This window comes from Paenibacillus sp. LHD-38, assembly GCF_031157315.1.
In the GTDB taxonomy this organism is placed as follows: domain Bacteria; phylum Bacillota; class Bacilli; order Paenibacillales; family Paenibacillaceae; genus Pristimantibacillus.
Genome location: NZ_JAVIFU010000051.1, coordinates 1 through 20,815 on the forward strand (window position 1 = coordinate 1; position 20,815 = coordinate 20,815).

Here is a 20,815-nt window from a genome sequence, read left to right on the forward strand (position 1 = left end):
GATTTTCCCCACCACAAGTACCTTCTTCATTTCTTCTCTGCTCAATGTAATTGTCTCCTGTCCCATAGTGACATTATCTCAGAACAGTTATGGGATGACATTATCACAGAAGAACAACAAGGAAACGAGCGGTACCCTTGACCAAATGAGGAAGTCGAGCTATAATGACACACATATACGTTGTAATCGGCAATGATAAAGACATGTGTCTGCTTTTGATATTTGGTCCAGAGAGAGGAAACTCGGCTGTAATTTCCTTCCGTAATGTCTGCAGATATACCCCTTTGAAGCTGTATGGCCCAACCCGTAGCGCTCATTTATTGAGATAAGCCGCGGCAGTATGCTGTACCGGAAATCTCCGTTACCAGATAATACGAGGACTGCAAAGCTTGATTTACAGAGGCTGGCGCAGTCGAAGTAGGGTGGAACCACGAGCACACAAGCACTCGTCCCTTTTTAGGGATGCGTGCTTTTTTTGTGTTCTTTTTTGCTTGTGAAGACGGAATGCAGCAATTCGCTTATTTACAAATTGGAGGATGAACAATAATGGCCATTCAGATCACTTTGCCGGACGGCGCAGTTAGAGAATATGCTGCTGGCACTACGATTGAAGAAGTAGCGGGCTCTATCAGCCCAGGATTACGAAAAAATGCAATTGCGGGTAAAATTGACGGCAAGGTAGTTGACGTATATACGCCAATCGATGCTGACGCGGCAATCGAGATCGTAACCGTGGAATCGGCTGACGGCCTTGAAGTATACCGCCATAGTACAGCTCATTTGCTCGCGCAAGCGATCAAACGCATTTATGGTAATGAAAATGTGAAGCTTGGAATCGGTCCGGTCATTGAGGACGGCTTCTATTATGATATCGATATGGAGCAATCCTTGACACCAGAGGATCTTGTTAAGATCGAGAAGGAAATGGAGAAAATCGTTCAGCAAAATCTTGATATCCGTCGGCGCATTGTAAGCAGGGACGAAGCGCTGGCGATTTTTACAGAGCTGGACGACAATTTGAAGCTGGAGCTCATTCGCGATCTTCCTGCTGACTCGGTTATCACGATGTATGATCAAGGTGAATTTTTCGACTTATGCCGCGGTCCACATTTGCCGTCTACTGGCCGCATCAAAGCCTTTAAACTGTTAAGCGTGGCTGGTGCTTACTGGCGCGGGGATTCCAAAAACAAAATGCTGCAGCGGATTTATGGAACGGCTTTCCCTAAGAAAGCGCAGCTTGACGAGCATCTCCACTTCCTTGAAGAAGCAAAAAAACGCGATCACCGCAAGCTGGGACGCGAACTGAAAATGTTCACGTTCTCGCGCGAGGTAGGTCAAGGCTTGCCGTTGTGGCTGCCAAATGGCGCGAAGCTGCGCAGAACGATGGAACGCTACATCGTTGATCTGGAAGAAAGATTGGGTTACGAGCATGTCTATACGCCAGTGCTGGCGAATGTGGAGCTGTACAAAACCTCTGGTCACTGGGAGCACTACAGTGAGGATATGTTCCCGAAAATGATCATGGATAACGAAGAGCTTGTGCTTCGCCCGATGAACTGTCCTCACCATATGATGGTATTCAAAAGCGATATGCGCAGCTACCGTGATCTGCCTGTAAGAATTGCAGAGCTTGGAACGATGCACCGCTATGAAATGTCGGGCGCGCTCACTGGTTTGCACCGCGTACGTGCAATGACGCTTAATGATGCTCATATTTTCTGCCGTCCGGACCAAATCAAAGAGGAATTTGCGCGTGTCGTTAACTTGATCCGTAAAGTGTACGAGGATTTCGGTATTAAAGAATACCGCTTCCGCCTATCGTACCGCGATCCTAAGGATACGGAGAAGTATTTCCAAAATGACGAGATGTGGGAAATGTCTCAGCGTATGCTTCGCGAGGTTGTAGAGGAGCTGGAACTGCCATTCTTCGAGGCTGAGGGCGAAGCGGCATTCTACGGACCTAAGCTTGATGTTCAAATTAAAACGGCGCTGGGCAAAGAAGAGACGCTCTCGACTGCACAGCTCGATTTCTTGCTTCCTGAACGCTTTGAACTGGAATATGTCGGCGAGGACGGCAAGAAGCATCGTCCGGTCGTCATCCACCGCGGCATTATCAGCACAATGGAAAGAATGACTGCGTTCCTGCTCGAAAACTTCGCGGGCGCACTGCCGCTATGGCTCTCTCCTGTACAAGCGAAGGTGATACCGGTATCGACTGCCTACGAGGGTTATGCCCGCAAAGTAGCCGAGCAGCTTCAAGAAAACGGAATTCGAGTGGAAAGCGATCTCCGCAACGAGAAGCTGGGCTACAAAATTCGCGAAGCACAGCTGGAGAAAGCGCCTTACATGCTCGTCGTTGGCGAGAATGAAATGCAGGCGGAAGCCGTATCCGTGCGTAAACGCGGCGAAGGCGACTTGGGAGCAATTCCTGTTACTGAGCTAATTACTCAGCTCCAAACGCAAATTGCGAACAAAGAACAATAAAAAATAGCGCATAAAGCTTGGGCCACTGGGGCATTATTCTTCTGAGGAGGAAGTAACCCAGATGGTCACAAGCTTTTTTTATATCAGAAAAGGTATTACCGCGTTGCTGCTCATATCTGTCATCGTGATCGGTTTAAATATTACGAGATGCTCAGCACAAGCTGAAGCCTCATCGCCAAAGGCAAACGATGAAGCGAGTAAGAGTGCTAGTTTGGCTAACTCAGGAAAGAAAACGGCGGTATCCAAAAAGGAAAAGTCTAACACGGTTGAGGTAATCGCTACAGGCTATACGGCTGGCGTGGAATCGACGGGAAAGCGTCCGGGACATCCGCTGTACGGAATAACGTATTCCGGCGTGAAGGTGCGCAGGGATCAAGTCTCGACAATCGCTGCGGACACGAAGCTTTTTCCTATTGGCACGCTGCTTTATATTCCTGGCTACGGCTATGGCGTAGTGGCGGATACGGGGTCGGCCATTAAAGGAAAACGCATCGACTTGTATTTTGAAACGATCAAGCAGGTTTACGAGCAGTGGGGCAAGCGAACGGTTCACGTAGAGGTGCTTCGAATCGGAACAGGGAAGCTCTCGCAAGCGTGGCTTAATAAAATCAACCTGGCAATCGAAGCAGGAAAACCTATTCCGCAGACGTATTTAGAGTCGTAAAAAACTTGTATAATACGCGGCGAAATTGCCATACTAACTTTGAACGGGGAGGTGAATTACAATGGCTAAAAACAAAAACAATAAAGCCCAAAACAATCAGTACAATGCAGAATTCGCGGAAGAGTTTAACCAGAATAACGCTGCTGGCAAACAAGCGGCAAACACAGCTCAACAAAAAGCTGAGAAGTAACATTTTTTGCTATGCAAAAACGAGTAATTACAGAGGAACCCCACGGGGTTCCTCTTTTCTTTTGCCCTATGCTGATATATAATTTAGGGAAATTTTGTATCAGCAAGCGAGAGGAGCAAAAAACCAGACATGAGTGCAACAACCAGGTGGTTTTCACGCAATCCTAAAATCCATTCAGCGGACTCACAAGGGACGGAGGAGCGTGCTCGAATGACACGCTTGTTAAATGAATCCGTCGTTATTTCTGATCAATTAAATGCCGCGGTAGACGAGGTCGACCACTCGGCGAGCCGTTTGACTGAAATTGCCGATGTATCCGCGGAGCACGAGAAGAAGCTCAGATCGAGCAGCTTGCTTGCAATGAACCGAATAGAGGAAGCCTTTTCGGCGCTGCAGGAGGTTGCCTCTGCTGCCGAGCAAATAAGCGGTGCATCCTCGCATTTAAACGAAAAGAGCAAAGAAACGAAGGAAGTCGTTCTAGACGTCTGCCGATCGCTAACCAATACGGATGAGGTTATGAATGAGCTGAACAAAAATAACCGTTCCATGGATGAGCATATCAGGCAGTTGATCGAGCAAACCTCTCATATAAATGAAATCAATCAATTTATTCAGGAAATTGTCTCTCAAACCTCCCTGCTCGCACTGAATGCCGCCATTGAAGCTGCGCATGCCGGGGAATACGGCCTTGGTTTCTCGGTCGTTGCCCAGCAAATCAAGAAGCTTGCCGAGCAGAGCGGCGAAGCCGTTAAACGTTCTTCGGCTATCGTAGAGCAAATCGAGCATGGGGTAAAACGAGTGGTGAATGCGGTTGATATGGAAAAGCTGTCCGTCGAGCGCGGCGTAGCGGAAATGGCTGTCAACCGAGACCGAATGGATGTGATTTTCTCGAAAATAACAGAGGTTGACGAGCTGGTGGGACAGACGAGCATGGCCAGCAAGCTGCAAACTGATCATATGGCGGATTCCACGCTAATGCTCAAGGATGTCGTTGATTCAGTAAATGAAACGCTGCAAAGCGTAGACAGTACTCTTCAAATGAACCAGCTGCAGCGCGAGCAAATAGGCAATATGAATCGCATCAGCCATAATCTCAAGCGTTCATACTCGGACTTGACACATGCGATCGAGCAAGTGGGCATGCGCCGATCTGATCAGGATGTTAAGGTAAACGTCGCGGGCGTTCAAGAATGGCTGCGAATTGCCGCCGCAGATTCCCAATTAACCGCATTGAACATAGCAGAGCATGAGGCCAAGCTCTCCTCGCTTCTTCGGGCAAAGACAGAAATCGAAGCGATTTGGTCCAACCGGTTGGATGGTTCTTTTATATTTTCTTTGCCAGAGGCGGGTTTGCTGAATGCAAAAGGAAGAGAATGGTGGAAAAAAGCCATTGCCGGAGAAATCTTTCAGTCGGACGTTTACGTTTCGGCAATAACAAAGCAGCTATGCCTTACGGTTTCCGTTCCGATACATAACAAGCAAGGCAAAGTGGTCGGAGTGATCGGCGCAGATATTTCCATCTCATAAAAAACAGTTTTCAACGACCTTGTTTTGTTGTATTATTATATATGTAAGAAATAATAACATGACAAGACAGGTGAATTCTCATGACAGATCCGATCATTCATTCAGGCTTTGTAATTGCTGCCCATCATCGTAAAGCGGGCGAGGTTTTTCCTTTTATCGATGCCTACGTTGCTAAGAAAGAGCAGGAAATAGCCGAAATTGAACAGATGGTTGAGCGTTATGAGAAAAGAAGAATGATGGAAGAACGCGCATATCAATCGATGTCTACAATTAGAAGAATGCTTACGGGAAAGAAGCCCGACCATCACTTGGCTGTTGAATATATTCATTTTGTTAGAAAACCAATGGAGAAGGTTCGTGCGCTCCGTTTGGAAATTGAGAGTGCCCGTTCTATCAAGAATGTATCTGCACCTACCGATATTGTTACCGTATCCTACGAACTCGCCAATGAGATGAACGAATAATTAAGCTCGCATGCATATAGAGAAGAAAAGAACCGTCCAGGCCATTGAGGCTCAGACGGTTCTTTTGGTTTATTTACTGTTTCTTAACTGATCAACGTCGAGGAAATCATGCTCCTGGCTGTATGCAGGGACGCCATGAATACCGACATCAAGTCCGATAAGCTCTTCATCCTTGGAGACGCGAACGGGCATCACCTTGCGGATAAGCCAAAGCGCTCCCCATGTGAGAATGAAACCCCAAACCGATACGATGACAAGTCCAAGCGCTTGCACACCAAGCAGGTTCCAACCGCCACCGTAGAATAAACCATGATAGCCTTTACCTACTCCCGCTGTTAGTTCCGGCAGTGCGAATAAACCGACTGCGAGGGTACCGATGCTGCCGCTGACGCCGTGAACGGCAAAGGCGCCGACAGGATCATCAACCTGCTTGCTCTCGAGCCATTCCGTAACGAGTACCATTGCAACTCCCGAAACGGCGCCGATGCCGATGGCGGCGATATCGGAAACGAATGCACAGCCTGCAGTAATACCTACAAGGCCGGCAAGCGAGCCGTTAATGACCATCGGAGGATCAGCCTTCTTGTAGCGGAACATCGTGAATAAGATACAGGTTGCGCCGCCGGCAGCGGCGGATAGCATCGTTGTGATCGCAATGTGGCCGATCGACCCGTTCGTTGCGCTGAGCGTGCTTCCGGCATTGAAGCCGAACCAGCCGAACCATAGGATAAACGCGCCTACGGATGCGAGCGGCAAATTTGAAGGCGGAACGATGTTTACTTTACCGTCCGCACTGAACTTTCCGATACGCGGACCAATAAAAATGGCTGCCGCGAGCGCGGAGAAACCGCCCAAAGCATGAATAACCGCGGAGCCGGCAAAGTCGATCATGCCAAGCTTCCCTAGAAAGCCGTTGCCTGACCAGACCCAATGTCCGGCAAGCGGGTAGATAAAGCCGGTCATGGCAATCGTTAATAAAATATAAGCTCTAAAATTGATTCTTTCAGCCACCGCTCCGGAAACGATGGAGATTACCGCGATGACAAACGCGCATTGAAATAACCAATAGGTTTCGTGAGTAATATTTAATTCAATATGCGACAGGTCACCGTTAATGAGGAATCCGGTTGTGCCAATTAAACCGCCTGCATCTTGACCATACATGAGAGCAAATCCAAAAAAGTAAAAAACGAGTGCGCCGAAAGCGATGTCGACAAACACCTTCATGATAATGCTGACGGCATTCTTTTGCCTGACAAATCCCGCCTCAAGCAAAGCGAACCCGCCTTCCATGAGCAAGATCATGGCTGCTGTCAAAACGACCCAGATCGTATCCAGTCCTTTTGACAGTTCGATAACGTCCATTGCTTCATCTCCTGTTCCTTATTGTCGTGCATAGCTGTCTCTATCTCCTAATCCGTTCATCATTATAAATAGAAGAAGTAAGCTATGTCAACGTTCTGAGTGATGTTACATGACGCGTGTCAGGTTTAAAATGGATAGAATCTACAAATGCTCGGTCTAGAGACTGATTGCGATTTCAATCGGTCGTCCCTTTTTCTGAGGATTACACTCCGTTATACTAAGATTATCAAACTTATCAAACCACGATGGAATCGTAAGGAGCTGGGGCCGCTTGAACGGTAATTTCGCAAACCGGTTATTCACCGGGCTAGTCATCATTGGAATTGGCGTATTGTTTTTGCTAAGGCAAACAGGTCATGTGACCTTTGATTTTGGTGATCTTTTTTCTACCTATTGGCCTGTGATCCTCATTATAGTCGGCATCCGGGGCTTGTTGTCCAGCCGGACGCATGGATCAGGCTCTAGCTGGTGGGGAGCCGTTGTCTTGTTAATCGGTTGTGTATTTCTGGGACGCAATTTAGAATTATTCTCTTGGTCTATCGGTGATATTGTTCCTTATATTTGGCCAGTTGCCGTTATTTTAATCGGTATCAATTTAATTTGGAGGACAAAGTCGAAGCGCCAATCTCCACCAACAGATGATTGGAAGTCATACCGTCCTTATCCGGACGAGTCATCTGTTCCGCCGGCGCCGCCCTTGCATCCTGATCCTACAAAAACGCCCATTCCTACGCCGGAACAGGAATTTAAGCAAGAAGGCACTGGGCAAGGTCATTATGAAGGTTATTCCAACAGTAAAAAGGAATACAAAGAGTGGAAGAATCATCACAAATCCGAGCTCAAAAAAAATGCGCAGGAATGGAAACGAAACCATAAGGAGCATGTGGAGTGGTGGAGCCATGGAGACTCCAATGTGCAGACACGCTCGGGCTTCATAGGCGACATCCATATCGGTCATGATTATTGGGATTTAAAACCGCTTAATATTTCCCATTTCATAGGCGATACTGTGCTGGATTTAACGAAGGCGCAGGTCGCGCTCGGTGAAACGAAAATTCATATTTCTTCCTTTATAGGCGATGTGAAAGTATTTGTACCTAATGATTACGAGGTTGGCGTACAGGTCGTATCGAGCGCCTTTATCGGCGACGTGAAGATTTTAGGACAAAAAGAGGGCGGTTTGTTTACGAATATTAACATCCAGTCCCCTTCGTATATTGAGACGGACAAAAAAATCAAGCTGATCGTCAGCACGTTTATCGGTGATGTGCGTGTCACGAAGGTTGGGTGATTACGCATGATGGTTCGGTTTTTGAGGAGCGGGAAGTGGGAGCTCATTGGGATGTTCGTCATTGCCTCAGTGGTATCGCTCGTGCTAGGCGCGGTAACTTGGATCGGTCTTGCGGATGAAATGGGAAAGACGGAAGTGCGCTTAGGCGCCGCCTCCGTCTTCCTGCTTGTGAGCGCAGCTTTCGGTTACTGGGCTGCCCAGCGAATTGGACGACGTATTGATACGCTGCATTTGTCGTTGAAGCAAGCCTCCAACGGCAATTATGGCGTTCGGATTACGGAGAGCGGACATAATTCATTCATTGAAGTATACCGGGAATTTAATGAGTTGGCGGAGCAAATGGAAGAGAAGATGAAGTGGCTGCAGATGCGCGGCGAAGAGTATGTGATGACGGAATCAGCTTCTAATGAAGCGGCTGTGCTTGAGGAGCGCAAGCGTCTCGCACGAGACTTGCATGATACGGTAAGTCAGCAGCTTTTTGCCATTCATATGTGTGCCTCTTCACTTCCTAAGCTGCAGCTTGTTGACCGTGAGCGAGCGGATTCTGTATTGGAGCAGCTTGTAAATATGTCGAATTTGGCCCAAAAGCAAATGAGGAATTTTATCGCTCAACTGCGGCCAATGGAACTTGAAGGCAGAACCTTATACGAGGCACTCGATAAGTGGTTTCCGGACTATTGCCGGCAAAATAATTTGCAGGGTGAGTTGGAATGGCGATTGAAGGAGCGCTTGTCAGAAGCGAAAGAGCATCAGCTTTTCTTGATTGCCCAAGAAGCGATGGCTAATATCGTAAAACATGCAGGAGCAAGCGGATGCACGTTGGCACTGTCGGATACGGAACGGCAGGTTGTTATGATTTTGCAGGACGATGGGGTTGGCTTCAAGGCCGATGAGGTCAAGCGAGGTTCCTATGGGCTTTCAACGATGCAGGAGCGTGCGCAAAAGCTGGGCGGAGCAGCAGAGATTTGGAGCAAGCCCGGAGGCGGTACGAGAGTTAAAGTGACAATTCCTAAAATGCTGAGGGGAGAACTTGAACAGTGAGCGGAACTGAGCTAATAAAAATAATGATTGTGGATGACCATGATATGGTTAGAACGGGACTTCGAACGTATCTGATGCTGGAGCCGAAATTTCATGTTATTGCAGAGGCGGGCAATGGGCAGGCAGCAATCGATTTGCTTGAAGCAAGCCCGGAGGAAAAGCACCCTCAAATCATTCTCATGGATCTGATGATGCCTGGAATGGACGGCATTGAAACGACAAGAGCCATAATCTCTAGATTTCCGGACATGAAAATCGTCATGCTGACCAGCTTCCTTGAGGATGACAAGGTGTATGGAGCGATTGAGGCCGGCGCGGTCAGTTATGTACTCAAAACGGTCTCGGCGGAGGAACTCATATACGCAATTAGCGGTGCGTTTAAGGGAATGCCGGTAATGACGGCCGATGTATCGCAAGCTCTAACAAGAGGTTTGAGGCAGCGGACGGCACAATCAGGCGATGAGGGCTTGACGGAGCGCGAGAAGGAAGTGCTGCTTCTGATTGCAGACGGCCAGTCGAATAAAGAAATTGCGGAAGAGCTGCACATTAGCATTAAGACAGTAAAGACGCATGTCAGTAATTTACTAATGAAGTGTGAGCTTGATGATCGGACGCAGCTTGCGGTGCTTGCTCATCGCAAGGGCTGGGCGAATCGCACATAAAGGAAGAATTGGGCGGGCATACTACCTACTAGCAAAATAAGATGCGAAATATGCTAGTGTAAAGGGGCAGCTTTCATGATACCGATTTCGTCCGTGCTGGAGTCGCGGGAGCAACATTTTTTAGAGACGAAGGAGCTGCTGGAGACGCAGCGATTTACACTTGGCGGCAATTGGGAGTACGATAGGGGATCCTTTGACCGTTCGCTCGATGAAGGGCATAAGGTCTGGCTTCGCATTCCGTTTGAAGTGGTAGCCGGTCATATCGATGTTAGCGAAGCAGACAATGAAGCGACGATAAAGCTGGGCACGCCGTATGTACTAAAGCATCTTTACCGGGAAGGAAATGATCCGGAAGCGTCAGTACGCGTTGTGGGAGCGCTGTTCGATCAATTCCAAGCCCCCGCTGATCCTGATGCGCATGTAGATCCGAAGTGGATCGATCGGGCTAAGGAAGCTCTTCATGATGTAGAACAGCTATTTCCTCATTGATTTCCAATCCAAAAAAACGTTCCCAAAATCAATTTGGAGCGTTTTTTTTATTTCTGTTTAAATTCCTTTTAAGTTTGTTTTAAGGTAGAATGTGCATGATAGAACTATATCAATTAACATGCTTCGTGGTTAGAATGCCAATAGGATGCATGATGCAATAAGATTCAAGGAGGAGAACGTACATGGACGATCAAAACAACAAAAAGGGATTCGATGATTTTTTCCGGAAAAATGATGAGGAACAAGGCGCTGCAGAAAGCAGCGAAAACAGGAAAAGTTCAGATCCCGAAGCTTCCAATGAATCACAGGAGCAAACGGCCAAGCCATCTTATTACTATTCGTATGGACCATTTAAAGCTAACTCTGTGGAGGGAACAAGTTCTCCCAATCATAGCTATAACCCGGAAAAGCCTAAGCTGATTCAAGACGAGCCCTATGGCAATACGCAAAATGTACAATCTGAGGCATCTAGTGCGCAGCAGTCCAATGGACAGCAAGAGGTGTTTGCGGATTCGGAACAAGTAAGGCCGCGATCGCCGGTGCAATCCCAAATACGGCCATTCAATCCCTCGCCGCAATCCTCCAAAGGACCATGGCAGGTAAGAGAAACGCGCCGGACATCATTTAAAGCCGTTTTCGCATCGTTTCTAGCAGGTGTAATCCTAGTAGGTTCTTTAATGTACACGGCAGATTTAAACAATTGGTTTACGAAGGAACAAGCTCTTGCGACCAACACGCAATCAAACGGTTCAAGCTCAGGATCCGCTGCTACTGCGGGAACGAGCGGCAGCGGGTCGGCTTCGACCGTCGCAGCTAGACCGGATAATATCGCGCAATTGTTTGAAACTGCTAGTCCAGCGGTCGTAAAGATCGAAACGTATGTGAATACAGCAAAGCGCAGCAACAGCGGAAGCATGCTGGATGATTCGTTTTTCCGCCAGTTTTTTGGGGATGACTATCCTGGCACGACGGAGCCTGAGACTGACGCGCAAAATGAAGAAGGCCAAATGCAGCAATCAGGCATCGGTACCGGGTTTTTCTTCGAATCCACCGGCTATATTCTGACGAATCAGCATGTGGTTGGCGAATCGGATCAAATCAAGGTTATCGTTCAAGGCTACGATAAGCCGTTCACGGCTGAATTGCTTGGTTCAAGCTATGAATTAGACCTTGCTGTACTTAAGGTTACTGGCGATAAAGCATTCCCAACGCTGCCGCTTGGCAACTCCGACAATATCAATATTGGCGACTGGGTAGTGGCAATCGGCAATCCTTACGGCTTTGACCATACGGTAACGGTTGGCGTGCTGAGCGCAAAGGAACGTCCAATCGATATTCAAGACACGCAGGGCGAGCGCAAATACGAGCACTTGCTGCAAACGGATGCTTCCATTAATCCAGGTAACTCCGGCGGTCCATTGCTTAACGTAAATGGCGAGGTTGTCGGCATTAATACAGCAGTCAGCTCGCAAGCACAGGGAATCGGCTTTGCCATTCCAACGAGCACGATCCAGGAAGTATTGGATAACTTGAAAAACAATAAAACGATTCCTAAACCGGCTGTACCTTATATTGGCGCCGAGCTGCAGGATGTAACGGCAGATATCGCGAAGCAATTAGGGATGGATAAGGTAGAAGGTTCTATCGTTCGTAACGTATACTATAATTCACCGGCTTATTTGGCTGAGCTTCAGCAGTTCGACGTAATTGTGGGTATCGACAGCAAGAAATATGCGAATACGCAAGAGTTGATTGCAGCGATACAAACGAAGAAAGTCGGCGATAAGATCGAGCTGAACATCGTTCGAAAAGGCAGCGCGATGAACTTGCAAGTTGAGGTCGGCGACAAGAATACAGCTAGCGCTCAATAACGTTTAGAAATTGGATGTAAAACAAAAAGCGCAGAGTGACAGCATGCTCTGTGCTTTTTGCTGCAAATAAAGGGGGACAAGCAGATGAGACAGCATATTGTAGTAGTGGATGACGATGATAAAATCATTTCTTTGCTTCGCAGAAGCCTAGCGTTCGAAGGTTATGAGGTGACTACCGCATCGAATGGCATGGAAGGGCTTAAAGTACTGCTTAAAGCGGAGCCCGATTTGCTTATTCTAGACGTGATGATGCCGCAGGTGGACGGCTGGGAGGTCTGCCGGCGTGTGCGCGAGAGCGGAAGCACAGTGCCGATTATGATGCTGACGGCGAAGGATGATGTGATCGACCGGGTGAAAGGCTTGGATCTTGGCGCAGATGACTATTTGGTCAAGCCGTTTGCGCTCGAAGAACTGTTAGCTCGCGCACGCGCATTGCTGCGCCGCAAATCCGATAAAATCGAGCAATCCAGCAATCAGCTGCTGTATGAGGACTTGATTTTGGACATGGACGCCAGGGAAGCAATTCGTTCTGGACGCCGTATCGAACTTACCTCAAAGGAATACGATTTACTGCTTCTATTCATGCAGAACCCGCGCCGAGTGCTGACGCGGGATGCCATTATGGAGAAAATTTGGGGTTATGACTTTAGCGGGGAATCGAATGTGTTAGAGGTATACATTGCAATGCTGCGCCAAAAGGTAGAGGACGGAGGCAGAAACCGGCTCATTCAGACGGTTCGCGGCACCGGCTATGTGCTTCGCGGAGAGGCGGGTTAAGCTTATGTCCATTAGGCTTCGACTGACGCTTTGGTATTCGAGCTTGCTTGCGGTAACCATGATTGTTTTTGGCATTTGCATTTACGTTTTCGTGAATTGGAATACTTATGCGGAAATCAAAGAGCAGCTGCGAATTCAGGATAGTAAAACCGATATTATAGGTTCCACTAATTTTCTCGATAAAAAACTAGATTTGTTTGTTGGACCGCAATTCCGAATCGACCAAAAGGATACCTATATCCAGCTCGTGAACTATAAGGAATCAGCCATTACGCAATCAAACAATTACCCGGATCAATTTGTCATCCCTTACCCTGAAGCCGAGAAAAAACCTAAGGATGGATTTGTAAAGACTAAGGTTGAGATTAATGGAAAAAAATATGACATGCTGACGTATCAACGGGCGCTCTTTTTAAAAGAGGATAAAAGCCTCGTGGGGCTGCTTCAAATTGGCGTATTTACGTATAATGAGGAAAGATTCCTGAGCGGTCTGCGGACTATACTTATATTTTCTTCCTTAGTCGTTGTCTTCATCGCTTTTACAGTAGGTTTATTCATTGCCCGCCAGGCGCTGCGTCCAATTGAACGGGTTATCCGATCAACTCAGCAGATCGAGAATGGCTCTGATCTCAGCGTCCGCATTCCGGCGATGGGGCCGAAGGATGAGATCGGCAGACTCGTCAGCACGTTGAATGTCATGCTCGCACGCCTGGAGATGGCCTATAACGAGCTGGATGAAGCTTATAAAGCACAGCGTAGATTCGTATCCGATGCTTCTCATGAATTACGCACACCATTGACGACAATAAGAGGCAATATCGAGCTTCTGGAGCGCATGTGGATGAAGGTGCGCGAAACGAACCAGGATTCGGAAACGGGAGAATGGATGCCGCTCGATTTGGATCGCTGGGAATTATCGAAGGAATCGATGAGCGACATTTCCGCGGAAGCGACACGCATGAGCACGCTCGTAAATGATTTGCTTGCGCTCGCAAGGGCTGACGCAGGTTATACGATGGAGAAGACGCCGCTTGATTTAATGCCGCTTACTGAGGAGGTTGTGCGTCGTGCGCAGCTGCTACCTCGTACAGCGGATTGGAAGGTAGGAAGTCTCTCTGCGCTGGAGGGCATGCGCGTAAATGCCAATCATAACTATTTGCAGCAGCTGCTGTTTATATTTATTGAGAATGCGTTCAAGTATACGCCAGAGGGCTCGATAGAACTCAGCGCGATCAGGAACGAACAGCAGATCGGTTTTGTCATCCAAGATACCGGAATTGGGATGAATCCGGAGGAGATTCCACATATCTTTGACCGCTTTTATCGGGCGGACGAATCGAGGGGCGTCACAGTCGGGACGGGTCTCGGTTTATCTATCGCCAAGTGGATTATTGACGAGCATCAAGGCTCTGTTGAAGTGACGACCCGTGAGGGAAAGGGAACCAAGTTTACGATTTGGCTGCCAATAAGCTTTTCTGACACGTCTCATTCGTCTATAATAGTAGCAACGGATGAAATGAAGGAATTATAAATATAGTGCATATCCGGTCAGAAAGCAGGTGCAAGGAATGGAAATCGTTAGAATATCACCACGTGGCTATTGCTACGGCGTAGTCGATGCGATGGTGTTGGCTTTGCAAACGGCCAAAAACTTAGAGCTGCCGCGGCCCATCTATATATTAGGCATGATCGTCCATAACGCGCATGTAACGGACGCATTCGAGCAGGAAGGCGTCATTACGCTTGATGGTGCCAATCGTCTCGATATTCTGGATCAAATCGATACTGGAACTGTTATTTTCACTGCGCATGGGGTATCCCCCGAGGTTCGCCAGCGCGCCCGTGAGAAAGGACTGTCCGTCGTTGACGCCACTTGTCCTGACGTAACTAGAACGCATGATTTAATTCGTGCGAAATCGGCGGATGGCTATCATATCATTTATATTGGCAAAAAGGGCCACCCTGAGCCGGAAGGCGCAATCGGCGTTGCGCCGGAGCAGGTTCACCTCATTGAGCGGGAAGAGGAAATTGCAGCACTTAACGTGCCCGAAGGTCGCATTATTATAACCAACCAAACGACGATGTCGCAGTGGGATATTCGTCATATCATTAGCCGTCTCCTTGAGCGCTATCCAGCGGCCGAGGTCCATAACGAAATCTGCATGGCCACCCAGGTGCGCCAGGAAGCGGTTGCGGAGCAGGCGGGAGAAGCCCAATTGTGCATCGTAGTCGGCGATCCAAGAAGCAACAACTCCAACCGTCTTGCCCAGGTTTCAGAGGAAATTGCAGGCGTTAAAGCCTATCGGGTTTCTGATGTATCGGAAATTGAACAAGAATGGCTCAAAGGGGTAGACCGCGTAGCTGTAACATCAGGCGCATCCACACCAACGCCGCTGACAAAAGAGGTCATTACCTACTTGGAGCAATACGATCATAATAATCCAGAAACTTGGGAAATTCGCCGTACGGTTAATATGAATAAGCTGCTGCCTAACGTGCGTGTTAAATCTACGGCTGCTGTTTCTTCGGCGACGGCAACGGAAGAGAAAGTTGAATAAACAATATATTCGAATCGAAGAGGGAAACCTGTTTGCCGTGAGACTGTCTCAAGGCAAACAGATTTCCCTCTTTTTTTGGGAGACGGGTTGACGAAATGGGCATTCTCCTGTATATTTACTTTAGCGATTAAAAGCGTAGAAGCTAAACAGTATAAAAGCTACGAAGCATAAAAGCTATAAAGCATATAAGCGATAAAGCAAAAAGAAGAACAGAGCAAGTATGTCTGCAATCTACAAGCCGCCCATGACAAATTCAAGCCAACTTACGAAGTAAGTTTTACATCACAAAACCAATAACATTTTAGGAGTGATCCATATGATCGTCATTACAAATTCAAACATTGCAGAAGAGCGTATTTCAGAAATCGTTGCCCATATTGAAAGAGCTGGCGTGCAGGCTCATGTATCAAGAGGTACGGACCGTACGGTAATCGGAATCATCGGTCAAGCAGAGCCTACGCTTGCTGAGCATTTGCGTCAGATGAAGGGCGTAGAAAACGTAATTAAAATATCCAAATCCTACAAGCTGGCAAGCCGCGACTTCCATCCGGACGATACCGTTATTGATATCAAAGGCGTGAAGATCGGCGGAAGCAACCTCGTGATTATGGGCGGACCTTGCGCCGTTGAAACGCCGGAGCAAATCGATGAAATCGCTCGTCTAGTCAAAGCAGCGGGCGGTCAGGTATTGCGCGGAGGCGCGTTCAAACCGCGTACAGGGCCTTACAGCTTCCAAGGCGTAGGCGTAGAGGGACTTGTGATGATGGCGGAAGCAGGCAAGAAACACGGGCTTCTGACGATCACAGAGGTTATGACGCCGGAGTATGTAGATGTTTGTGCGGAATACGCCGACATCCTTCAAGTGGGCACACGCAACATGCAAAACTTTGATCTGCTTCGCAAGTTGGGTACTATTCAAACGCCGGTGCTGCTGAAGCGCGGTTTCAGCTCAACCTATGACGAGTTCCTAAATGCGGCTGAATACATTTTGGCAGGCGGAAATCCGAATGTTATGCTTTGCGAGCGCGGAATCCGTACATTCGAAACGTACACACGCAATACGCTCGATTTGTCGGCAATTCCCGTACTGCAATCTCTTAGCCATCTGCCGGTAATCTCAGACCCGAGCCATGGTACTGGGCGCCGCGAATTGGTAGAGCCAATGTCCAAAGCATCGGTTGCTGCAGGGGCGAACGGACTTATTGTTGAAATGCACACCGATCCGGATAATTCAATGACAGGCGATGGCGTACAGTCGTTGTTCCCGGACCAATTCGCTAATCTTTTGAAGGATCTAGAAAAGCTTGCGCCAATCGTAGGCAAACAATTCGATACGCCAAAAGCGCCGGCAGAGGCATTCAAGGAATGGAAAATTTAATTATAAAATCAAACAAGGCTTTGCCATCCCGGGATGGCAAGGCTCTTTTTTTGTATAGGGTTCATAAGGCGGCATGAAAGTGAATTCCGAATATACTACAGTCATGATTTTAAAGATTTTAATTTTCAAACAAGGATTGTATTTCATTTCCAAGTCGCAGCCGGTTACCAGTTCAAATGCCGCCGAGCCTTTGTTATTCAAGGGTTGAAGCGATTTATAACTGGCTTTTAAGGAGTATTTGTGAACAACTGTACAAACTTGTAAGTATAGCTTACATAGCTTTAAAAAATACCTTACATAGCTATTGACGGAGATTGAGAGCTAGTTTTATAATAACGACATGGATTTGGAGCAATAATTGAACAATACCTGTTCAACACTACGCTAATGTTCGGAAATGGAGGAAATTATTAATGTCAGTTCAAAATGTTTTGGACAATATTAAAGAAAACAGCATCATGTTTGTAGATTTCCGCTTTGTAGATCTTCTTGGTCATGCACACCACATCACGCTTCCAGCTGCTGAGGTGGATGCTGATACTTTCGTAAACGGGGTAGCTTTTGACGGTTCATCGATCCACGGTTTCCGTGGTATTGAGAATTCCGATATGGTTATGATTCCAGATACAGAATCCGTATTTATCGACCCTTTCACTGATCACCCTACACTGAACGTTATGTGTAATATCCATACACCTGAAGGCGACCGCTATGACCGCGATCCGCGCAGCATCGCTCAAAAGGCTGAAGAGTATCTTCAAACGACTGGCATTGGTACGACAGCATTTTTCGCGCCAGAGCCTGAATTCTTCATCTTCGACGAAGTTCGCTATGAAAGCACAATGAATTCTTCTTCGTACATGGTTGAATCCGAAGAAGCTGGCTGGAACACGAACCGTAAAGAAGAAGGCGGCAACCTAGGTGCCAAAATTCCAGTAAAAGGCGGCTATGTTCCTGTAGCTCCAGTTGATTCCCAACAAGATATCCGCAGCGAAATGGTTCGCCTATTGCAAGAGTCGGGTCTACGCGTTGAGCGTCATCACCATGAAGTTGCTACAGCTGGTCAAGCGGAAATTAACTTCCGTTTCGATACACTTACAAAAACAGCTGACAACCTGATGAAATTCAAATATATCATTCACAATACAGCTCGCCAATACGGCAAAACGGCTACTTTCATGCCGAAGCCGCTTTTCGGTGACAACGGTAGCGGAATGCACGTTCATACTTCTATTTTCAACGGCGACGAGCCTATGTTCTACGATAAAGGCGCGTATGCAAACCTTAGTGAACTTGCAATGCACTACATCGGCGGCGTGCTTTACCACGCTCCGGCTTTGATCGCAATCACTAACCCAAGCACGAACTCGTTCAAACGCCTTGTACCTGGTTACGAAGCGCCGGTTAACCTTGTATTCTCGAAAGGTAACCGTTCTGCAGCAATCCGTATTCCGATTGCAGCTGTAACGCCTAAAGGCTGCCGTATCGAATTCCGTACACCGGACAACACAGCTAACCCTTACCTCGCTTTCGCAGCAATGCTGCTTGCTGGTTTGGACGGCATCAAGCGTAAACTTGATCCAGTTGCTCTTGGTTATGGTCCTTTCGACAAAAATATCTACGAATTGCCGGAAGAAGAGAAAAAAGAAATTCGCAGCGTTCCTGGAACGCTTGACGAAGCGCTTAACGCACTTGAAGCTGATTCCGATTTCTTGACTGAAGGCGGCGTATTCTCCAAAGACTTCATCGACAACTATGTAGCTATCAAACGTCAAGAAGCTAAAGCAGTTGCAATCCGTATTCATCCGCATGAGTTCAGCCTTTACTACGATTGCTAATCCGATCGTTAAGAAATATAAGAAACGGGTCCTTCTAGGACCCGTTTTTTTATGAATTGTAAAGAAATGATGAACGAAAACCGAATGTTTTTTGTCAGTAATTCGGCATACGTTCGACTTTTTGTTTTTTGAAATTGCCGAATAGACTTGATGCGGCCCTTCAAAATTGCTATCATAACCATATCATATATAAAGAAACAGAGGTGGGTATCCGAAGATGACACGAGCATTTAATTTTAATGCAGGACCAGCCGCAATACCACTTGAGGTACTAAAGCAAGCACAGGAGCAATTTGTTGATTATCAAAACGCGGGCATGTCCATTATGGAAATGTCTCACCGCAGTAAAATGTACGAAGCTGTGAATAACGAATCACAGTCGTTGCTTCGTGAATTGTTCAGAGTTCCTGAAAATTATGATGTGCTTTTGCTGCAAGGCGGTGCCAGTACACAGTTTGCTATGCTTCCGCTTAATCTTCTTACTCCCGGAAAACCAGGTGCTTATGTAATGACAGGCGCTTGGGCGGACAAAGCGCTGAAAGAGGCGAAGTTTGTCGGAGAAACGGTGGTTGCCGCTTCGACAGAATCCGACAAATTCATGCGCATGCCGACTATGTCTGAGATCGAGATACCAAGCAATGCTTCTTATCTTCATCTTACATCGAATGAAACGATCGGTGGGACCCAGTTTAAGGAGTTTCCGGAAACGGGGGAAGTGCCGCTTATAGCGGATATGTCCAGTGATATTCTAAGCAAGCCGATTGACGTTAGCAAATTCGGCGTAATCTATGCGGGTGCTCAGAAGAATTTGGGTCCATCGGGTGTTACGCTTGTTATTATTCGCAAGGATCTAGTTGAAAATGGTTCGAAAACCATTCCAGCCATGTTCCGATACAGTACGCATGCGAAGAGCGGATCGCTTTACAATACACCGCCGTCATTCTCTGTATACATGATGAATCTGGTATTGCAATGGATCAAGGACAAGGGCGGAGTTGCCCAGCTGGACCAGCTTAACCGGGACAAAACCAAGCTTATCTATGATGTGATCGATCAAAGCAGCGGCTTCTATATCGGCTGTGCGCAGCCGCAAAGCCGTTCGCTTATGAATATTACGTATCGGATTCAAAGCGAAGAGCTTGAGAACCTGTTCGTTAAAGAATCGGAGAAGGAAGGCTTCGTAGGTTTGAAGGGACACCGTGATGTCGGCGGATTGAGAGCTTCAACTTATAACGCGGTTCCTCTCGAGAGCTGCCAGGCGCTACAGCAGTTCATGATTGATTTTCAAAAGCGTAACGGCTAATCGGACGAATCGTCTCTGGTTAGGTTGTAAACAGGGGACAATAAAGAGCCGCCCTTTCCTTCTGCAAAGAAGGCAGGGCGGCTTTTGGTTTGCATTTATTCTGGATCTAAGCTTGTGCGACAGAGCTCTCGGCAATATGAGGCCCGTTCAGCTTATAACCGACATTACGTACAGTCATGATATATTCCGGCGTGCGGGCATTTTTCTCGATTTTATCGCGCAGATGGCTGATATGGACGTCGACAATCCGGGTGTCGCCAAGGAAATGATAATCCCAAACGCCGTGAAGCAGCTGCTGGCGGCTGAGTACTTTGCCTTTGTGGCGGCAAAGGAACAGCAGCAGCTCGAACTCTTTTGGCGTAAGCTCAACGGGCTTGCCGTCAATGAATACCTCGCGCTGCTCTACCTGAACCTTTAATCGGCCAATGTTGAAGATGGTTTCTTCCGCAATGCCAGGCAGCGATTGAACGCGGCGGAATATAGCTTGAATGCGAGATACCAGTTCCTGCGGGCTAAAGGGTTTTGTCATATAATCATCGGCACCGTTATCAAGTCCGGCAATTTTGTCCGTAACGTCCTGAAGAGCGGTAAGCATAACGATCGGTACTGCATTGCTTTGCTTGCGCAGTTCGCGGCAAACTTGGATTCCGTCCATTTTTGGCAGCATGAGATCAAGAACGATCAAGTCGGGACGAAAGGGCTTTAACATTTCAAATACAGCTTCACCGTCACCTACGCAGCGTACGTCATAGCCTGCCAGCTTTAAGTTAAACTCAATCAACATCGAGATAGATGGTTCGTCATCCACGACCAATATCTTTTTTCGCATGCTTCAGCTCTCCTTCATGTGTTTCCGCCTATTCTGTACCCTATTATGAGGGTGGAAATTATGCTTGAGATTAACGGTACGTAA

18 protein-coding genes are annotated in these 20,815 nt (G+C 47.5%); 16 read left to right on the forward strand and 2 right to left on the reverse strand.

Annotated features, from left to right (window positions below; genetic code table 11):
• Positions 1 to 546: 546 nt before the first annotated feature.
• The 5 genes from thrS (at position 547) to RCO25_RS28570 (ending at position 5,329) form a co-directional block, all read left to right on the forward strand.
• Positions 547 to 2,484, forward strand: coding sequence for a threonine--tRNA ligase (gene thrS / locus RCO25_RS28550; RefSeq protein WP_308999475.1), 1,938 nt, complete (start codon positions 547 to 549; stop codon positions 2,482 to 2,484).
• 61 nt (positions 2,485 to 2,545) lie between these two features.
• The gene (locus RCO25_RS28555; RefSeq protein WP_308999476.1) at positions 2,546 to 3,148 is read left to right on the forward strand and encodes a 3D domain-containing protein; all 603 of its coding nucleotides are present in this window, start codon (positions 2,546 to 2,548) and stop codon (positions 3,146 to 3,148) included.
• A gap of 61 nt (positions 3,149 to 3,209) precedes the next feature.
• Positions 3,210 to 3,338: a hypothetical protein gene (locus tag RCO25_RS28560; RefSeq protein WP_255314595.1), complete on the forward strand. Its 129-nt coding sequence runs from the start codon at positions 3,210 to 3,212 to the stop codon at positions 3,336 to 3,338.
• A gap of 210 nt (positions 3,339 to 3,548) precedes the next feature.
• Positions 3,549 to 4,865: a methyl-accepting chemotaxis protein gene (locus RCO25_RS28565; RefSeq protein WP_308999477.1), complete on the forward strand. Its 1,317-nt coding sequence runs from the start codon at positions 3,549 to 3,551 to the stop codon at positions 4,863 to 4,865.
• Between the two features lie 80 nt (positions 4,866 to 4,945).
• Positions 4,946 to 5,329 carry a hypothetical protein gene (locus RCO25_RS28570; RefSeq protein WP_308999478.1) on the forward strand — a complete coding sequence of 128 codons (384 nt, stop codon included), beginning with the start codon at positions 4,946 to 4,948 and terminating at the stop codon, positions 5,327 to 5,329.
• Between the two features lie 69 nt (positions 5,330 to 5,398).
• Here RCO25_RS28570 and RCO25_RS28575 read toward each other — a convergent pair whose 3' ends face one another.
• Entirely contained in the window at positions 5,399 to 6,694 is a 1,296-nt protein-coding gene (locus RCO25_RS28575) for an ammonium transporter (protein ID WP_308999479.1), read from the reverse strand.
• A 271-nt stretch (positions 6,695 to 6,965) separates the two neighbouring features.
• Between RCO25_RS28575 and liaF the strand changes: the two genes are divergently transcribed.
• The 11 genes from liaF to serC all read left to right on the forward strand — a co-directional run bounded on the left by liaF (position 6,966) and on the right by serC (position 19,902).
• Positions 6,966 to 7,985: a cell wall-active antibiotics response protein LiaF gene (gene liaF / locus RCO25_RS28580; protein WP_308999480.1), complete on the forward strand. Its 1,020-nt coding sequence runs from the start codon at positions 6,966 to 6,968 to the stop codon at positions 7,983 to 7,985.
• A gap of 6 nt (positions 7,986 to 7,991) precedes the next feature.
• Positions 7,992 to 9,026 carry a sensor histidine kinase gene (locus RCO25_RS28585; RefSeq protein ID WP_308999481.1) on the forward strand — a complete coding sequence of 345 codons (1,035 nt, stop codon included), beginning with the start codon at positions 7,992 to 7,994 and terminating at the stop codon, positions 9,024 to 9,026.
• Positions 9,027 to 9,049: 23 nt separating this feature from the next.
• On the forward strand, positions 9,050 to 9,688 hold the full coding sequence (locus tag RCO25_RS28590) for a response regulator (protein ID WP_374992182.1): 639 nt from the start codon (positions 9,050 to 9,052) through the stop codon (positions 9,686 to 9,688).
• A gap of 75 nt (positions 9,689 to 9,763) precedes the next feature.
• Positions 9,764 to 10,177 carry a YugN family protein gene (locus tag RCO25_RS28595; protein WP_308999483.1) on the forward strand — a complete coding sequence of 138 codons (414 nt, stop codon included), beginning with the start codon at positions 9,764 to 9,766 and terminating at the stop codon, positions 10,175 to 10,177.
• A 182-nt stretch (positions 10,178 to 10,359) separates the two neighbouring features.
• Positions 10,360 to 12,048: a S1C family serine protease gene (locus RCO25_RS28600; protein ID WP_308999484.1), complete on the forward strand. Its 1,689-nt coding sequence runs from the start codon at positions 10,360 to 10,362 to the stop codon at positions 12,046 to 12,048.
• A gap of 84 nt (positions 12,049 to 12,132) precedes the next feature.
• Positions 12,133 to 12,825, forward strand: a complete 693-nt coding sequence (locus tag RCO25_RS28605) for a response regulator transcription factor (protein ID WP_308999485.1) — start codon at positions 12,133 to 12,135, stop codon at positions 12,823 to 12,825.
• 4 nt (positions 12,826 to 12,829) lie between these two features.
• Positions 12,830 to 14,356, forward strand: coding sequence for a sensor histidine kinase (locus RCO25_RS28610; RefSeq protein WP_308999486.1), 1,527 nt, complete (start codon positions 12,830 to 12,832; stop codon positions 14,354 to 14,356).
• A 37-nt stretch (positions 14,357 to 14,393) separates the two neighbouring features.
• The gene (locus RCO25_RS28615; protein ID WP_308999487.1) at positions 14,394 to 15,383 is read left to right on the forward strand and encodes a 4-hydroxy-3-methylbut-2-enyl diphosphate reductase; all 990 of its coding nucleotides are present in this window, start codon (positions 14,394 to 14,396) and stop codon (positions 15,381 to 15,383) included.
• A 316-nt stretch (positions 15,384 to 15,699) separates the two neighbouring features.
• Positions 15,700 to 16,761 (forward strand): 3-deoxy-7-phosphoheptulonate synthase, encoded by a 1,062-nt coding sequence (gene aroF, locus RCO25_RS28620; RefSeq protein ID WP_308999488.1) that lies wholly within the window; start codon positions 15,700 to 15,702, stop codon positions 16,759 to 16,761.
• 413 nt (positions 16,762 to 17,174) lie between these two features.
• Positions 17,175 to 18,599, forward strand: a complete 1,425-nt coding sequence (glnA, locus tag RCO25_RS28625; RefSeq protein WP_308999489.1) for a type I glutamate--ammonia ligase — start codon at positions 17,175 to 17,177, stop codon at positions 18,597 to 18,599.
• Between the two features lie 217 nt (positions 18,600 to 18,816).
• Positions 18,817 to 19,902: a 3-phosphoserine/phosphohydroxythreonine transaminase gene (gene serC, locus RCO25_RS28630; RefSeq protein WP_308999490.1), complete on the forward strand. Its 1,086-nt coding sequence runs from the start codon at positions 18,817 to 18,819 to the stop codon at positions 19,900 to 19,902.
• Between the two features lie 106 nt (positions 19,903 to 20,008).
• Here the strand turns inward: serC and RCO25_RS28635 are convergent, their stop codons facing one another.
• Positions 20,009 to 20,731, reverse strand: coding sequence for a response regulator (locus RCO25_RS28635; RefSeq protein WP_308999491.1), 723 nt, complete (start codon positions 20,729 to 20,731; stop codon positions 20,009 to 20,011).
• Positions 20,732 to 20,815: the final 84 nt, after the last annotated feature.

What these genes read in the sequence shown, in the direction of transcription:
- thrS (WP_308999475.1), top strand. Translation starts at nt 547, where the DNA reads ATGGCCATTCAGATCACTTTGCCGGACGGCGCAGTTAGAGAATATGCT.
- RCO25_RS28555 (WP_308999476.1), top strand. Translation starts at nt 2,546, where the DNA reads ATGGTCACAAGCTTTTTTTATATCAGAAAAGGTATTACCGCGTTGCTG.
- RCO25_RS28560 (WP_255314595.1), top strand. Translation starts at nt 3,210, where the DNA reads ATGGCTAAAAACAAAAACAATAAAGCCCAAAACAATCAGTACAATGCA.
- RCO25_RS28565 (WP_308999477.1), top strand. Translation starts at nt 3,549, where the DNA reads ATGACACGCTTGTTAAATGAATCCGTCGTTATTTCTGATCAATTAAAT.
- RCO25_RS28570 (WP_308999478.1), top strand. Translation starts at nt 4,946, where the DNA reads ATGACAGATCCGATCATTCATTCAGGCTTTGTAATTGCTGCCCATCAT.
- RCO25_RS28575 (WP_308999479.1), bottom strand. Translation starts at nt 6,694, where the DNA reads ATGGACGTTATCGAACTGTCAAAAGGACTGGATACGATCTGGGTCGTT.
- RCO25_RS28585 (WP_308999481.1), top strand. Translation starts at nt 7,992, where the DNA reads ATGATGGTTCGGTTTTTGAGGAGCGGGAAGTGGGAGCTCATTGGGATG.
- RCO25_RS28590 (WP_374992182.1), top strand. Translation starts at nt 9,050, where the DNA reads ATGATTGTGGATGACCATGATATGGTTAGAACGGGACTTCGAACGTAT.
- RCO25_RS28595 (WP_308999483.1), top strand. Translation starts at nt 9,764, where the DNA reads ATGATACCGATTTCGTCCGTGCTGGAGTCGCGGGAGCAACATTTTTTA.
- RCO25_RS28600 (WP_308999484.1), top strand. Translation starts at nt 10,360, where the DNA reads ATGGACGATCAAAACAACAAAAAGGGATTCGATGATTTTTTCCGGAAA.
- RCO25_RS28605 (WP_308999485.1), top strand. Translation starts at nt 12,133, where the DNA reads ATGAGACAGCATATTGTAGTAGTGGATGACGATGATAAAATCATTTCT.
- RCO25_RS28610 (WP_308999486.1), top strand. Translation starts at nt 12,830, where the DNA reads ATGTCCATTAGGCTTCGACTGACGCTTTGGTATTCGAGCTTGCTTGCG.
- RCO25_RS28615 (WP_308999487.1), top strand. Translation starts at nt 14,394, where the DNA reads ATGGAAATCGTTAGAATATCACCACGTGGCTATTGCTACGGCGTAGTC.
- aroF (WP_308999488.1), top strand. Translation starts at nt 15,700, where the DNA reads ATGATCGTCATTACAAATTCAAACATTGCAGAAGAGCGTATTTCAGAA.
- glnA (WP_308999489.1), top strand. Translation starts at nt 17,175, where the DNA reads ATGTCAGTTCAAAATGTTTTGGACAATATTAAAGAAAACAGCATCATG.
- serC (WP_308999490.1), top strand. Translation starts at nt 18,817, where the DNA reads ATGACACGAGCATTTAATTTTAATGCAGGACCAGCCGCAATACCACTT.
- RCO25_RS28635 (WP_308999491.1), bottom strand. Translation starts at nt 20,731, where the DNA reads ATGCGAAAAAAGATATTGGTCGTGGATGACGAACCATCTATCTCGATG.